This is a genomic window from Agrobacterium sp. 22-223-1 (assembly GCF_053522385.1).
This window is the reverse complement of sequence record NZ_JBNWCN010000006.1, coordinates 291,080-304,813: the sequence shown is the minus strand read 5'-3', so window position 1 is coordinate 304,813 and position 13,734 is coordinate 291,080. Positions and strand designations below refer to the sequence as shown.

Genomic DNA, 13,734 nt, shown 5'->3' with positions numbered 1-13,734 from the left:
GATATGGCCAATATTGCAGAAACCAAGAAGAGCTTCGCAGTCAGCGACCGCCAGAAGGACATTATCCAGAAGTTTGCCGCACTTGGCAGCCTGTTCGCTCTCGTCGCGGTCTTTTCCGCCACCAGCAGCGCCTTCTTCACCGTCAATAACGGCATGACGATTGCGTTGCAGGTCACGTCCATCGCGCTGCTCGGCATCGGGGCTACCTGTGTCATCATCACCGGCGGCATCGATCTTTCCGTCGGTTCGGTGCTTGCGCTCGCCGGTGTCGTCGCCGCCCTTGCGGTGAAGGAACTCGGCATGCCGGTGCCGGTCGGCATGTTGCTCGGCATTCTGACGGGGTCGCTCTGCGGTCTCATCAACGGTCTTCTGGTCACCCGTTTCAAGCTGCCGCCCTTCATCGCCACCCTCGGCATGATGTTGATCGCCCGCGGCGTGGCGCTGCAGATCACCGGTGCGCGCGCCGTCTCCGGCCTCGGCGAATCTTTCGGCGAACTCGGCAATGGCGCTCTCTTCCGCATCGTCACTATCGGTGACGACGGCTTTCCGAATGTGGTGTTCCCCGGCATCCCCTACCCCGTCATCCTGATGGTGGTGATTGCGCTTGCGGTTTCCTTCATGCTCAACCGCTCGATCCTCGGCCGTCACATTTACGCTGTCGGTTCCAACGCCGAAGCCGCGCGCCTTTCCGGCGTCAATGTCGCCCGCGTCACCAATTTCACCTACATCCTGTCCGGCACGCTCGCCGGGTTGACGGGCTGCGTGCTGATGTCTCGCCTCGTCACCGCCCAGCCGAACGAGGGTGTGATGTATGAGCTTGACGCCATTGCCAGCGCCGTTATCGGCGGCACATCGCTGATCGGCGGCGTGGGCACGATTTCCGGTACGGCCATCGGCGCCTTCGTCATCGGCATCCTGCGCAACGGTCTCAACATGAATGGCGTGTCCGCCTTCACGCAACAGATCATCATCGGCCTCGTCATTCTGGTCACCGTCTGGATCGACCAGTTGCGCAACCGCCGCTGATCAAGGGCCTGCGGACCCTTTCCGCAAAAAAGATCGGCAAGGGGAGGCCCGGTATGCCGACATCACGGAGGAAGAAATGAAGAAAATTGCGACTGCCCTTCTGACATCCGCAATTGCGCTGTGGAGCGTTTCCACCGTGCAGGCCGGCGAAATCGCTGTCATCGTCAAGACCGTCAATTCCACCTTCTGGCAGAACGTCCAGAAGGGTGCTGATGCGGCGATGAAGAACTCTTCCGGCAACACCATGACCTTCCAGGGTCCGGCTGCCGAATCCGCCATTGCCGACCAGGTCAACATGGTCGAAAACGCCATCAACCGTAAGGTCGCGGGCATTGTTCTGGCACCTTCCGACCCGGACGCGCTGGTGCCTGCCGTCAAGAAGGCCTGGGAAGCCCGTATTCCGGTGGTCCTGATCGACTCGCAGCTCGCAAAGGGCTCGGAGCAATATTACCAGTCGTTCCTCGCGACCGATAACAAGAAAGCCGGCGAACTGGCAGCGCAGGCGCTGATCGACAAGGTGGGCAAGGAAGGCAAGATTGCCGTCATGTCCTATGTCGCCGGTGCCGGTTCGGAAATCGGCCGTGTCGGCGGTTTCACCGATTACATCCAGATGAATTCCAACCTGAAGATCGTCGGCCCGTTCTATTCACAGTCGCAGATGGCGACCGCGCTGAACCAGACGACCGACGTTCTGGCCGCCAATTCCGATCTCAAGGGCATTTTCGGCGCCAATGAGCCGACGGCAATCGGCGTCGGCCGCGCGCTCGCCCAGAGCGGCAAGGCCGGCAAGGTCGTCGCCATCGGTTTCGACGGCAACCAGGACCTTCAGGGCTTCGTCAAGGATGGCACGCTGGCCGGTATCGTGGTTCAGGGTTCCTATCAGATGGGTGAAAAGGGCGTAGAGACCATTTCCAAGCTCATTGGCAAGGAAAAGGTCGAGAAGTTCGTCGACACCGGTGTCGTTGTTGTCACCAAGGACAATATCGAAAAGCCCGAAGCCAAGAACGTTCTTTATTGATTGCGTGATGACGCGCCGCTTTGCGGCGGCGCGTCTTTCCAAAGACAAGCTGGAAAGTCCCTGCGATGAAAGTCTCCGATACACGTAAATTGCCGCGCCGCGCCGTCGACGTCACCGTCATGGGTCTCGGTTGCGCCCAGATGGGTAATCTCTACCGTGTCACGCCCTATGAAGAGTCCAAGGGTGCGTTCGACAAGGCATGGGAAAGCGGCATGCGTTATTTCGATACCGCGCCGTTCTACGGCTATACGCGGTCGGAGCGCCGCCTCGGCACCATGGTGACGGAGCATGACCGGAACGAATACACGCTGAGCACCAAGGTTGGCCGTGTGATGGTGCCGGACGAGACCGTCGGTCCGGATGAGGATGCCTATATAGCGCCCCTGCCGTTCCGCCCGGTCTATGATTACTCCTATGACGGTATCCTGCGCTCCTTCGAGGCAAGCCAGCAACGGCTCGGTGTTCTGAAGCCGGATATTCTTTATGTGCATGATATCGGCTCCTTCACCCATGGCGAAAAGCACCGGCATTACTGGGAGCAGCTGACCACCGGCGGTGGCTTCCGGGCGCTTGGCAAGCTGCGCGAGGAAGGATCGACGGGGGCCGTCGGTCTCGGCGTCAATGAATGGGAAATCGTCAGCGACGCCATGGATGTCTTCGATATCGACGTCGCCATGCTTGCCGGTCGTTATACGCTGCTGGAGCAGCAGAGCCTTGCTTTCATGAACCGTTGCGCTGAAAGCGGTGTCGCCATCGTTGTCGCGGGCGCGTTCAATTCCGGCATTCTGGCCGGCAACCGCAAATTCAATTATGCCGATGCGCCTGCCGATATTCTCACGCGTGTCGATGCGCTGCAGGGTGTTTGCGGGGAACTCGGCGTATCGCTGCAGGCGGCCGCGCTGCAGTTTCCGCTCGCCCATCCGGCGTCGGTCACGGTCGTCTCGGGTGCGCGCAATGCGCAGCAGCTCGCCTCCAATATCGAGTGGTTCGAACAGTCGATCCCGGATGAATTCTGGTCCGAACTGCACAGGCGCGGCCTGATTGCCGAAGGTGCGCCGGTGCCCGGCGGGAAGGCCTGAGGCGATGCTCATCGACGCCCACCAGCATTTCTGGCTGATGAAGGATCGCGCCGGGCAGTGGCCGCCGCCGTCGCTCGCCGCCATCTACCGGGATTTTCTCCCCGCCGACCTGTCGCCTTTGCTGGCCGCTGCCGGAGTTTCCGGTACCGTGCTGGTTCAGACGATGGAGACGGCGGCTGACACGGATTTCATGCTGGCGCTTGCGGAAAAGACCGATTTCATCAAGGGCGTGGTCGGCTGGGTGGATATGAAATCCGCCGATGCGGCGAGTGAAATCGCCCGTCGGGCAAAACATCCGGCGTTCAAGGGTGTCCGCCCGATGTTGCAGGGCATGGAGGATGTCGCCTGGATCGATGATCCGGCACTCGATCCCGCCGTGGCGGCGCTGGTAAAACATGGTCTGGCGTTCGATGCGCTGGTCCTGCCGCCCAATCTGCCGCATCTCCTCGCCTTTGCCCGCCGCCATCCGCAATTGCCGATCGTCATCGACCATGGCGCGAAGCCGCTGATTGCTACCGGTCACTATAGCGACTGGCGCAAGGATATGGCCGCTTTGGCGGCTCTTCCCAATGTCCACTGCAAGCTTTCCGGTTTGCTGACCGAGCGCGGTGAGCAGCGGCCGGAAGCGGTACGGCCTTATGCCGAGACCATTCTGGAACTCTTTGGCGGCAACCGCGTGATTTTTGGCAGTGACTGGCCGGTGTTGCGGCTGGCGGGCGATTATCAGGCATGGCTGGATTTCTGCCGCGATATCGTGCCGGCAAAGGACCATGCGGCAGTTTTCGGCGGTAACGCCGTTCGTTTTTATTCACTTTCCCACAGGTGATGCATGCTGGCGATTTTCTGCGAAACCCCAGGTCAACTCGTCTCCAAGGAACTGCCAAAGCCAGCGCGTGGCGAAGGTGAAGTGCTAGTGCGTATTCGCCGCATCGGGGTTTGCGGCACGGATCTGCACATCTTCACCGGCAACCAGCCTTATCTTTCCTATCCGCGTATCATGGGCCATGAGCTTTCCGGCACGGTGGAAGAGGCGCCGCAAGGCAGCCATCTTTCCCCAGGCGATGTGGTCACCGTCATTCCCTATATCTCGTGCGGCAAATGCAGGGCCTGCCTGAAGGGCAAGAGCAATTGCTGCCGCAATATCGGTGTGCTGGGTGTTCATCGCGATGGCGGCATGGTCGAATATCTGAGCGTGCCGCAGCAATTCGTGCTGAAGGCGGAGGGGCTGAGTCTTGATCAGGCGGCGATGACCGAATTTCTGGCTATCGGTGCGCATGCGGTGCGCCGTGGCGCAGTCGAGAAGGGGCAGAAGGTTCTGATCGTCGGCGCCGGCCCGATTGGCATGGCGGTTGCGGTTTTCGCCGTTCTCGATGGCGGCGAAGTGACCATGATTGACGGGCGCACCGACCGGCTGGATTTCTGCAAGGAGCATCTCGGCGTTGCGCATACGGTGACACTCGGCGAGGGCGACAGGGATCGCCTCTCCGACATTACCGGCGGCGATTTTTTCGATGCGGTCTTCGATGCGACCGGCAATCCGAAAGCCATGGAGCGCGGCTTTTCCTTTGTCGGCCATGGCGGTTCCTATGTTCTGGTCTCCATCGTCGCCAGCGATATCAGCTTCAACGATCCGGAGTTCCACAAGCGGGAAACGACGCTGCTCGGCAGCCGCAATGCCACGCCTCAGGATTTTGAGCGCGTCCTGCAGGCGCTGCGGGAAGGCAAGGTACCGGAAGCACTGATTACCCATCGCATGACGCTTGCCGATGTGCCCTCCAGATTCGCCGGCCTGACCGATCCGAAGGCCGGAGTGATCAAGGGCATGGTGGAGGTCGCATGACGCCCGATACGCCCATCCTGCAATTCGGCACCAGCCGCTTTCTTCTGGCGCATGCGGATCTCTTCGTTTCGCAGGCGTTGGATAAGGACGAGGCTCTCGGGCGTATCGCGATTGTCCAGACGACCGGCAATGCGGAGAGCCTGAAGCGTGTTGCGGCGCTAAACGGCGGCGCCCCCTACCCAGTGCGCATTCGCGGCATCCGCGATGGGCAGGAAGTGGACGAGCAAATTCAGGGCGGGGCTGTCGCGCGGGCATTGACGGCTGCGACCGACTGGGCCGAAGTGCGCCGCCTTGCCTGCGAGGCCGAGGTTATTCTGTCCAATACGGGCGACCGCGGTTATGAGCTGGATTCGGCGGATAATGCCGGGCTTGCTGGCGATTTCACGATCGTACCGAAAAGCTTTCCGGCAAAACTCTGCATGCTGCTGCTGGAGCGTTTTCAGCGCAATCCGGAAGCACCTGTGTCCATCTTCCCCTGCGAACTCGTGCCGCGCAATGGCGAAAAGCTGAAACAGGTCATTCGCCGGCTTGCCGATGAGTGGCAATTGCCGGCGGGTTTTGCCTTTTATCTGAATGAGAAGTGCCGTTTCGCCAATAGTCTGGTGGATCGCATCGTCTCAGAACCTATCGACCCGGTGGGTGCGGTGGCGGAGCCCTATGCACTCTGGGCTATAGAGAAGCAGGACGGGCTTGTCCTTCCCTGCACGCACCCTGCCGTGGTGCTGACGGACGATCTCGATCATTATGAAAAGCTGAAGCTTTTCCTGCTCAATCTCGGCCATTCCTATCTGGCGGAACGCTGGTTGCAGGATGCGCGTGCGAAGAACGAGACGGTGCGTCAGGCAATGGCCGACGATGCTCTCGTTGCGGATCTGGAGATGCTTTGGCGGGACGAGGTTCTGCCGGTCTTTGCCGCTGAAGGCATGGGGGATGATGCGCAGGCCTATATTGGCGTGCTGCGGGAGCGTTTGCGCAACCCCTTTCTGGCGCATCGGCTGGCTGATATCGCCGGCAACCACGACGAAAAGAAGCGCCGCCGCTTCGCCCCGATCATTGCGGCGGCAGAACGGCTGGGTTTGGACCTGCCGCAGACAAAGCTGCGCGCTGCGCTCGCCACCATCAAGCAATAACGGAGTTTTTCATGCAGCGCATGGGCATGGTCATAGGCGTCAAACCGGAGATGATCACGGAGTATAAAAGGCTGCATGCAGCCGTCTGGCCTGAAATTCTGGCGCTTATCAGCGACTGCAATATCCGCAACTACACGATCTTCCTGCGCGAGCCGGAAAATCTGCTCTTCGGCTACTGGGAATATCACGGCAGCGATATCAGCGCCGACATGGCGAAGATGGCCGCAAGCCCCAAGAACCAGGAATGGTGGTCCTTCACCATTCCCTGCCAGCAACCGCTCGAAAGCCGGAAGGAAGGCGAGTGGTGGGCAATGATGGAAGAAACCTTCCACCACGATTGAACGATTTCCTTTGACACTGACCGCGAGTGAACGGCCATGACCAAAATTACTGATCTGCGTGTTTTCGACCTGCGTTTTCCGACCTCCCAGAGCCTCGACGGTTCGGATGCGATGAACCCCGACCCGGATTATTCGGCGGCTTATGTCATTCTCGATACCGATGAACCAGGTCTCAAAGGCCACGGGCTGACCTTCACCATCGGCCGCGGTAACGATATCTGCTGCATGGCCATCGAAGCGATGCGTCATCTGGTCGTCGGCACCGATCTTGCCACCGTCACCGAGAACCCCGGCAAATATTGGCGGCATCTGACGAGCGACAGCCAGCTGCGCTGGATCGGACCGGACAAGGGCGCGATGCATCTCGCCACCGGCGCCGTCGTCAATGCCGTATGGGACTTGCTGGCCAAGAAGGCGGGCAAGCCGGTCTGGCAGCTCGTTGCCGATATGAGCCCGGAAGAAATCGCCGATATCGTCGACTATCGTTATCTGACCGACGTGCTGACCCGGGACGAGGCGCTTGCGATCCTCAAAAAAGCCGAAAGCGGCAAGAAGGAACGTATCGAGACGCTGAAGAGCGAAGGTTATGCCTGCTACACGACCTCGGCCGGCTGGCTCGGTTATGACGACGCCAAGCTGCGCCGTCTTTGCCAGGAAGCCATCGATGCCGGATTCAACCATGTAAAGATGAAGGTCGGCCGCGATCTGGAAGACGACATCCGCCGCCTCACCATTGCCCGTGAGGTGATCGGTCCCGACCGTTACCTGATGATCGACGCCAACCAGGTATGGGAAGTAGATCAGGCAATCGACTGGGTGAAGAAGCTCGCTTTCGCCAAGCCATTCTTCATTGAGGAGCCGACCAGCCCGGACGATATTGCCGGCCATCGCAAGATCCGCGCCGCCATCGGCCCGGTGAAGGTGGCGACCGGTGAAATGTGCCAGAACCGTATCATGTTCAAGCAGTTCATCGCCGAGGGCGCCATCGATGTGGTGCAGATCGATAGCTGCCGTATGGGCGGGCTGAACGAGGTGCTGGCGGTGCTGCTGATCGCCGCCAAATACAATTTGCCGGTCTGGCCGCATGCCGGTGGCGTCGGCCTTTGCGAATATGTGCAGCATCTGTCGATGATCGACTATCTGGTCGTATCAGGCACGAAGGAAGGCCGCGTGATCGAATATGTCGACCACCTGCACGAGCACTTCATCGAGCCCTGCGATATCAGAAATGCCGCTTACATGCCGCCGAAATTGCCGGGCTTCTCCATCGAAATGAAGCCGGAGTCGATTGAGACCTACACCTTCGAGGAATAGTCAAAGGATGACAGCGCCTCCTCAACGCGCTGCCACTCCGTTTCGCTACCGGGAAGGCCGAAACGCATGTCGTTCGGCCTTTCATCAAAAATGCGGACCAGAATGCCGTGCCGGCCAAGATGGCTGAACAGGTCTGCGGTGCGGGGATCCCGCACCAGAGTAAACAGCGAGGTGCCGCCGGCAATTGCCAGCCCCGCTTTCTCCAGCATGGCGTTCATGCGCCGGGCGTCTTCGGCAAGGTGCAGACGCATGGATGATTGCCATTCCCCGTCCGCCAGAGCCTGTGTCGCGATATGCAGCGCCGGGCCGGAAACCGCCCAGGGGCCGAGCCTTGCCTCCAGTTCAGCAGCGATATCGGGCTGCGCAATCGCGAAACCCAGCCGAACGCCCGCCATGCCGTAAAATTTGCCGAATGAGCGCAGGACCACCAGCGCATCCTGACCGGCGGCATCTGCGAGGCTTTCGGCAAGTCCCGTCTCGATGAAGGCTTCGTCCACGACGAGCAGCCCACCCTTGCGGCGCATGGCTTCGGCCAGCGACAACAATGCAGCGCGATCCGTGATGCGGCCATCGGGATTATTGGGATTGACCACCACGGCATAGTCATGAGCCGACATCGCGTTGATGTTTTCCACCTCGGTCACAGCCAGCCCGGCCATGCGTGCGGTCCGGGCATGTTCCGCATAGGCGGGTGAAAGCACGGCGCCGCTCTTGGCCCCGCGGGCGATAGCGATCTGAGCCAGCAATGGCATCAGCATCTGGGTGCCGGGGGAAAGCGCCACATGCCGGGCGGAAGGCGCATCGAAATGCGCCGTCGCCAGATGTTTCAATTCTTCGGCGGCGTCCGGTTCCGGCAGGCGGGCGAATGCGCTGGCAGGGATCGGCGAATGCGGGTAATAGTGCGGATTGATCCCGGTCGAAAGGTCGATCCATGGTTCCGGCGCTTCAGGAAACATCAGACGCGCCCTGCCGAGATTGCCGCCATGACGGATCGCAGCTTTCGCCTTTTCTGGTACTGTCTCGCCCATGTTTTTTGCTCTCGCTTTCCTGTCGCTCGTGATCGAACGCCTGACCGGCTATCCGGACTGGCTGTTCAAACGCATCGGCCATCCCGTCACCTGGATCGGTTCGCTTATCGCGCTGCTGGACAAAAAATGGAACCGGGAGAGCGCGTCATTTTCACAGCGTAAGGGGGCTGGTGTGGCGGCTCTCGTCGTTTTCGTCGGGCTGACGCTGCTTGTTGCATGGTTAGCGCAATCCGTTCTCCTCCTCATGCCCTTTGGCCTTTTGCTGGTCGCCGTGCTTGGCGCTTCGCTGCCGGCGCAGAAAAGTCTCGAGCAACATGTGGAGGCTGTCGCCACTGCGCTGGAGCGCGAGGGTGTGGAAGGCGGCCGCAAGGCGGTATCGATGATCGTCGGGCGCGATCCGCAAAAGCTGGACGAGGCGGCAATTTGCCGTGCGGCGATCGAAAGTCTGGCCGAGAATTTTTCCGACGGCATCGTCGCTCCCGCCTTCTGGCTCGGCCTCCTGGGCCTACCGGGCGGCGCGGCCTACAAGGCGATCAATACGGCCGACAGCATGATCGGCCATCGCTCACCCCGTCATGAGGCTTTCGGCTGGGCCTCCGCCCGGCTGGACGATCTGGTCAATCTGCCGGCCTCGCGGCTGAGCGGCGTTCTTTTCGTTGTCGCGGCGTTTTTTGTTAAGGGCGCATCACCCGGCGGGGCCATGGCCGCGATACGTCGCGATGCCCACCATCACCGTTCCCCCAATGCCGGCTGGCCGGAGGCGGCGCTGGCTGGCGCTCTCGGCTTTGCGCTCGCAGGGCCGCGCTCCTATGGCGGGCAGATGATCGAGGCGCGTTTCATGTGCGAAGGCGGCAGGGCGGCGCTGGTTGCCGGCGATATTCGCAGGGCGCTGCGGCTCACACGGGTTGCCGACCTGTTGTTGATCGGCCTGCTGGGACTTCTGGCGATCCTTATCGCGCTATAGCGAGCAGACGGTCGAGATCGAGGTGCTGTTCCATATGCGCCGCAAGGCGATCAAGAACGGCGTCCACCTGCGCATCGTAGTTTAGTTCCGTGTTCTGTCCGCCAAGCCGCTCAAGCCACGCGCCGCGTTGGCGGTCGTCCGAAAACAGGCCGTGAATATAAGTGCCGAAGATGCGGCCGTCAGGCGACACAGCGCCGTCTTCATGCCCATCAATTTTTGAAAAAGGCAGGCTGTCGGTTCCGCTCGCGGTTTCACCGACATGCATTTCATAGCCGGATAAATCAATTCCGTCGAAACTCTTCCCTGTAACGGAAACCAGCCTTTTGTCGCCCGTCAGAACAGTGTCGACATCCAGCAGGCCGAGCCCGTCGACTGTTGCCGGCGCTCCTTCGATGCCTTCGGGATCGGCAACTGTTTTCCCAAGCATCTGGTAGCCGCCGCAGAGGCCCAGAACATGGCCGCCACGTCTCACATGCGCCTTGATATCGATGTCGAGTCCCGTATTCTTCAGCACGGCAAGATCGACGATGGTGGATTTCGAGCCGCAAAGCAGCACCAGCCGGCAATCGGCGGGAATGGTTTCGCCCGGCCGCACGCGGATCAGTTCGACATCCGGTTCCATGTCCAGCGGATCGAGATCGTCGAAATTGGAAATATGCGGCAGAATCGGCACGGCGATGCGGATCTTCGCGTCAGGTTTCCGCTCAGCCGGGCCGGAAAGCCCGAGAGCATCCTCTGCCGGCAACTTAGCGGCATCGGAAAAATGCGGCAGGAGCCCGATGGAGGCCCAGCCGGTTTTTTCGGCAATCATGCGCATGCCGTCTGAAAACAGGGCCGGATCGCCGCGAAAGCGATTGACGATAAAACCTTCGATCATCGCCGCGTCTTCAGCTTCGAGCACGGCTTTGGTGCCGACGAGGCTGGCGATGACGCCGCCCCGGTCGATATCGCCGATCAGGATCACAGGCGCGTCCGCAGCTCTGGCAAAACCCATATTGGCGATATCATTGGCACGCAGGTTGATTTCGGAGGCGCTGCCTGCGCCTTCCACCAGCACCAGATCGGTCTGTTGTTTCAGGCGGTCGAAGCTTTCCAACACACGCGGCATCAGCCCGGCCTTCATGTGCTGATAATCGGCCGCTTTGGCATTTCCGGCGATCTTGCCCTGCACCACCACCTGTGCGCCGGTCTCGCTCTGCGGCTTCAGGAGCACCGGGTTCATGTGCACGGAAAGCGGCACGCCCGCCGCCCGTGCCTGCAGCGCCTGCGCACGACCAATCTCGCCGCCATCGGCGGTGACCGCCGCATTGTTCGACATGTTCTGCGGTTTGAACGGCATGACGGACAGGCCGCGCCTGACGAAGGCACGGGCAAGGCCGGCCACCATCAGCGATTTGCCGACATCCGAGCCGGTTCCCTGAAACATCAGCACGCGTGCAGCCATATCAGAATTCTATCCCCGCCTGCGCCTTCACGCCCGCCTTGAAGTGATGTTTCACGAGGGTCATTTCCGTCACCATATCGGCCGCGTCGATGAGCGGTTGCTTGGCGTTGCGGCCGGTAACGATGACATGCAGATCGGGCCTGCGGCTGGAAAGCGTTTCGACCACCTCTTCCAGCGGCAGGTAATCGTAACGGAGCGCGATGTTCAGCTCATCGAGGATCAGCAGGCCGATGGTCTCGTCGACCATCAGGACCTTGGCTTCTTCCCAGGCCTTTGCCGCCGCTGCGACGTCGCGTTTCAAATCCTGTGTGTCCCAGGTGAACCCTTCGCCCATGGTGCGCCACACGACCTTGTCGCCGAACAAAGTCAGCGCCTGCTGTTCTCCCGTCGACCATGCGCCCTTGATGAATTGAACGACGCCCACCCGCCGCCCGGTGCCGAGCATGCGCAGGGCAAGGCCGAAAGCGGCGGTGGATTTGCCCTTGCCGGGACCGGTATTGATCATCAGCAGACCTTTTTCGATGGTCTTTTCCGCAACCTCGGCGTCCTGCATCGTCTTGCGGTTGACCATTTTCTGTCGGTGACGTTCGGCTTCGCTGTCGCTGATGTCGCGTGTCATCGCGTTTTCCTTTTCATCCAGCGGCGCGGGACCCGGTGCCCCCGCCATTCGGAGCGGCGACTATACCCAATTTGCCGCACCCGGCAATGTGCGGGCCACAGGGCCGCGGCATTGACCCCCACGCCCGTTCAGCCTAAGGGTAACGGACTGACGGTCTTTTCCCGGCAACGGGAAAAGCTAAGAGGGAACACGGTTCCAGCCCGATTACCGGGTCATTCCGTGGCTGCCCCCGCAACTGTAAGCGGTAAGCCCGCACCGTAAAGCCACTGGACACCTCAACGGGTTCGGGAAGGCGGTGTCAGGGTGTAAAGCCGCGAGCCAGGAGACCTGCCGTTTCAGGAAAAACGTCTGCCGGGCGGGGTGCTCCGGTCAGTCGGTTAGATCGAGCATCCGGTTTGCGCCTGTCCGCATACCGTATTCGACATCCGCACCCCCGAGATTTTTTTGCAAGGCGCGGGAAACGATACGGTTTGGATATTTCAGCGACATCTTCATGTGCAGGCGGAAACACGCAGGACGAAACGGCGTCCGGCGTGATCGTCTTCGTTTGCAGAAGCTGTCGCGATGAAGCCGAGCCCAATGCCGAACCGCGCCCCGGCTCACGCCTCGCCGATGCCGTCATCGCAAAGGCGGAGGAAACGGGTGTCACCGTTCGTTCCGTCAACTGCCTCGCCAATTGCAAGCGCGGGCTTAGCGCCGTGCTGCGCAGCGCCAATGGCTGGTCCTATGTCTTTGGCGGGCTGACAATAAGTGACGCGGAAGATTTGCTGACCGGCGCACGGCTGCTGGCCGCTGCTCCCGACGGCCTGATGCCCTGGCGCGGTCGCCCGGAACCCTTAAAGCGCGGCATGGTGGCGCGCATTCCCCCATTCGATTTTACCGAGGAGAGATCATGAGCACCCTTCTGGACCGCGTTCCCTGCACCATCGTCACCGGCTTTCTGGGGGCTGGCAAAACCACGCTGCTGCGCGGCCTTCTCGAAAAGCTGGACGGCAAGCGGCTGGCGATCATCGTCAACGAATTCGGCGATATCGGCATCGATGGCGAGATTCTCAAAGGTTGCGGTATTGAAAGCTGCCCGGAAGAAAACATCGTCGAACTGGCCAATGGCTGCATCTGCTGCACGGTGGCGGATGATTTCCAGCCCGCCATCGAACAGATTCTGAGCCGCCAGCCGAAGGTGGAGCATATCCTCATCGAAACTTCCGGCCTCGCCCTGCCGAAGCCGCTGGTGCAGGCCTTCCAGTGGCCGGCGATCAAGAGCCGCGTGACGGTGGATGCCGTCGTGGCCGTGGTGGATGGCGCCGCCCTTGCCGAAGGGCAGGTGGCGCACGACATGGAAGCGCTCGCGGCCCAGCGGGCCAATGACGAGGCGCTCGATCACGATGACCCGGTCGAAGAGGTTTTCGAGGATCAGGTCGCCTGCGCCGATCTTATCGTGCTGACCAAGGCCGATCTTCTTGACGATGCCGGCCTGAACAAGGCCAAGGCGCATGTTCTCGAACATCTGCCGAAGGCGGCAAAGATCGTCGTGGCTTCCAATGGCGCCATCGACCCCGCCGTGCTGATCGGTCTTGGCCTTGCGGTGGAAGAGGATATCGAAAACCGCCGTACCCACCATGATGGCGAACTCGACCATGAGCATGACGATTTCGACAGCTTCGTCATCGATCTGCCGGCCGTGACCGACCCGGAAGCGCTGGCAGCCCGTATCGCCGAGACGGCAGCTGCGGAAAATGTCCTGCGCATCAAGGGCTTCATCGAGGTTTCCGCAAAGCCGATGCGCCTGCAGGTGCAGGCTGTCGGCAGCCGCGTCAACCATTATTACGACCGGCCCTGGGCTGTGGGTGAGGAACGCCGCAGCCGCCTCGTCGTCATCGGCGAAAAGGGCATCAACCGCGAAAAGATCGAACAGATGCTGGCCGCCTGAC

The 13,734-nt window shown here is 60.8% G+C and carries 14 protein-coding genes and 1 riboswitch; of the genes, 11 read left to right on the top strand and 3 right to left on the bottom strand.

What is annotated here, in order from left to right; genetic code table 11:
* The first annotated feature begins 3 nt into the window (after nucleotides 1-3).
* From ACQZ60_RS22340 to ACQZ60_RS22305, 8 genes are all read left to right on the top strand, one after another.
* Nucleotides 4-1,026, top strand: coding sequence for an ABC transporter permease (locus ACQZ60_RS22340; RefSeq protein WP_003520221.1), 1,023 nt, complete (start codon nucleotides 4-6; stop codon nucleotides 1,024-1,026).
* Nucleotides 1,027-1,102: 76 nt separating this feature from the next.
* Nucleotides 1,103-2,044, top strand: coding sequence for an ABC transporter substrate-binding protein (locus tag ACQZ60_RS22335; protein ID WP_003520222.1), 942 nt, complete (start codon nucleotides 1,103-1,105; stop codon nucleotides 2,042-2,044).
* A 65-nt stretch (nucleotides 2,045-2,109) separates the two neighbouring features.
* The gene (locus ACQZ60_RS22330) at nucleotides 2,110-3,123 is read left to right on the top strand and encodes an aldo/keto reductase (RefSeq protein WP_448736141.1); all 1,014 of its coding nucleotides are present in this window, start codon (nucleotides 2,110-2,112) and stop codon (nucleotides 3,121-3,123) included.
* Nucleotides 3,124-3,127: 4 nt separating this feature from the next.
* Nucleotides 3,128-3,949, top strand: coding sequence for an amidohydrolase family protein (locus ACQZ60_RS22325; protein ID WP_448736140.1), 822 nt, complete (start codon nucleotides 3,128-3,130; stop codon nucleotides 3,947-3,949).
* A gap of 3 nt (nucleotides 3,950-3,952) precedes the next feature.
* Nucleotides 3,953-4,963, top strand: coding sequence for a zinc-binding alcohol dehydrogenase family protein (locus ACQZ60_RS22320; protein ID WP_448736139.1), 1,011 nt, complete (start codon nucleotides 3,953-3,955; stop codon nucleotides 4,961-4,963).
* Nucleotides 4,960-6,093 carry a mannitol dehydrogenase family protein gene (locus ACQZ60_RS22315; protein WP_448736138.1) on the top strand — a complete coding sequence of 378 codons (1,134 nt, stop codon included), beginning with the start codon at nucleotides 4,960-4,962 and terminating at the stop codon, nucleotides 6,091-6,093. The genes ACQZ60_RS22320 and ACQZ60_RS22315 overlap by 4 nt, the downstream gene beginning before the upstream one ends.
* A gap of 11 nt (nucleotides 6,094-6,104) precedes the next feature.
* Nucleotides 6,105-6,434 (top strand): L-rhamnose mutarotase, encoded by a 330-nt coding sequence (locus tag ACQZ60_RS22310; RefSeq protein WP_448736137.1) that lies wholly within the window; start codon nucleotides 6,105-6,107, stop codon nucleotides 6,432-6,434.
* Nucleotides 6,435-6,470: 36 nt separating this feature from the next.
* On the top strand, nucleotides 6,471-7,748 hold the full coding sequence (locus tag ACQZ60_RS22305; RefSeq protein WP_448732684.1) for an L-fuconate dehydratase: 1,278 nt from the start codon (nucleotides 6,471-6,473) through the stop codon (nucleotides 7,746-7,748).
* Here ACQZ60_RS22305 and cobD read toward each other — a convergent pair.
* Complete coding sequence (gene cobD / locus ACQZ60_RS22300; protein WP_020809840.1) at nucleotides 7,730-8,776, bottom strand: threonine-phosphate decarboxylase CobD; 1,047 nt, start codon at nucleotides 8,774-8,776, stop codon at nucleotides 7,730-7,732. The genes ACQZ60_RS22305 and cobD overlap by 19 nt on opposite strands.
* On the opposite strand from cobD, the gene cbiB reads away from it, so the two are divergent.
* On the top strand, nucleotides 8,775-9,740 hold the full coding sequence (gene cbiB / locus ACQZ60_RS22295) for an adenosylcobinamide-phosphate synthase CbiB (protein ID WP_020809839.1): 966 nt from the start codon (nucleotides 8,775-8,777) through the stop codon (nucleotides 9,738-9,740). The genes cobD and cbiB overlap by 2 nt on opposite strands.
* Here the strand turns inward: cbiB and ACQZ60_RS22290 are convergent.
* A complete protein-coding gene (locus ACQZ60_RS22290; protein ID WP_448736136.1) occupies nucleotides 9,727-11,184 on the bottom strand; it encodes a cobyric acid synthase in 1,458 nt (485 codons plus the stop codon). The two genes, cbiB and ACQZ60_RS22290, sit on opposite strands and share 14 nt — an antisense overlap.
* Before the next feature lies 1 nt (nucleotide 11,185).
* Nucleotides 11,186-11,803: a cob(I)yrinic acid a,c-diamide adenosyltransferase gene (gene cobO / locus ACQZ60_RS22285; RefSeq protein ID WP_031233752.1), complete on the bottom strand. Its 618-nt coding sequence runs from the start codon at nucleotides 11,801-11,803 to the stop codon at nucleotides 11,186-11,188.
* Nucleotides 11,804-11,937: 134 nt separating this feature from the next.
* A riboswitch (cobalamin riboswitch) is annotated at nucleotides 11,938-12,152 on the top strand.
* A gap of 121 nt (nucleotides 12,153-12,273) precedes the next feature.
* On the opposite strand from cobO, the gene ACQZ60_RS22280 reads away from it, so the two are divergent.
* Nucleotides 12,274-12,699, top strand: coding sequence for a DUF1636 family protein (locus tag ACQZ60_RS22280; protein WP_020809836.1), 426 nt, complete (start codon nucleotides 12,274-12,276; stop codon nucleotides 12,697-12,699).
* A complete protein-coding gene (cobW, locus tag ACQZ60_RS22275) occupies nucleotides 12,696-13,733 on the top strand; it encodes a cobalamin biosynthesis protein CobW (RefSeq protein ID WP_020809835.1) in 1,038 nt (345 codons plus the stop codon). The genes ACQZ60_RS22280 and cobW overlap by 4 nt, the downstream gene beginning before the upstream one ends.
* Nucleotide 13,734 lies beyond the last annotated feature (1 nt).

What these genes read in the sequence shown, in the direction of transcription:
- ACQZ60_RS22340 (WP_003520221.1), top strand. Translation starts at nt 4, where the DNA reads ATGGCCAATATTGCAGAAACCAAGAAGAGCTTCGCAGTCAGCGACCGC.
- ACQZ60_RS22335 (WP_003520222.1), top strand. Translation starts at nt 1,103, where the DNA reads ATGAAGAAAATTGCGACTGCCCTTCTGACATCCGCAATTGCGCTGTGG.
- ACQZ60_RS22330 (WP_448736141.1), top strand. Translation starts at nt 2,110, where the DNA reads ATGAAAGTCTCCGATACACGTAAATTGCCGCGCCGCGCCGTCGACGTC.
- ACQZ60_RS22325 (WP_448736140.1), top strand. Translation starts at nt 3,128, where the DNA reads ATGCTCATCGACGCCCACCAGCATTTCTGGCTGATGAAGGATCGCGCC.
- ACQZ60_RS22320 (WP_448736139.1), top strand. Translation starts at nt 3,953, where the DNA reads ATGCTGGCGATTTTCTGCGAAACCCCAGGTCAACTCGTCTCCAAGGAA.
- ACQZ60_RS22315 (WP_448736138.1), top strand. Translation starts at nt 4,960, where the DNA reads ATGACGCCCGATACGCCCATCCTGCAATTCGGCACCAGCCGCTTTCTT.
- ACQZ60_RS22310 (WP_448736137.1), top strand. Translation starts at nt 6,105, where the DNA reads ATGCAGCGCATGGGCATGGTCATAGGCGTCAAACCGGAGATGATCACG.
- ACQZ60_RS22305 (WP_448732684.1), top strand. Translation starts at nt 6,471, where the DNA reads ATGACCAAAATTACTGATCTGCGTGTTTTCGACCTGCGTTTTCCGACC.
- cbiB (WP_020809839.1), top strand. Translation starts at nt 8,775, where the DNA reads ATGTTTTTTGCTCTCGCTTTCCTGTCGCTCGTGATCGAACGCCTGACC.
- cobD (WP_020809840.1), bottom strand. Translation starts at nt 8,776, where the DNA reads ATGGGCGAGACAGTACCAGAAAAGGCGAAAGCTGCGATCCGTCATGGC.
- ACQZ60_RS22290 (WP_448736136.1), bottom strand. Translation starts at nt 11,184, where the DNA reads ATGGCTGCACGCGTGCTGATGTTTCAGGGAACCGGCTCGGATGTCGGC.
- cobO (WP_031233752.1), bottom strand. Translation starts at nt 11,803, where the DNA reads ATGACACGCGACATCAGCGACAGCGAAGCCGAACGTCACCGACAGAAA.
- cobW (WP_020809835.1), top strand. Translation starts at nt 12,696, where the DNA reads ATGAGCACCCTTCTGGACCGCGTTCCCTGCACCATCGTCACCGGCTTT.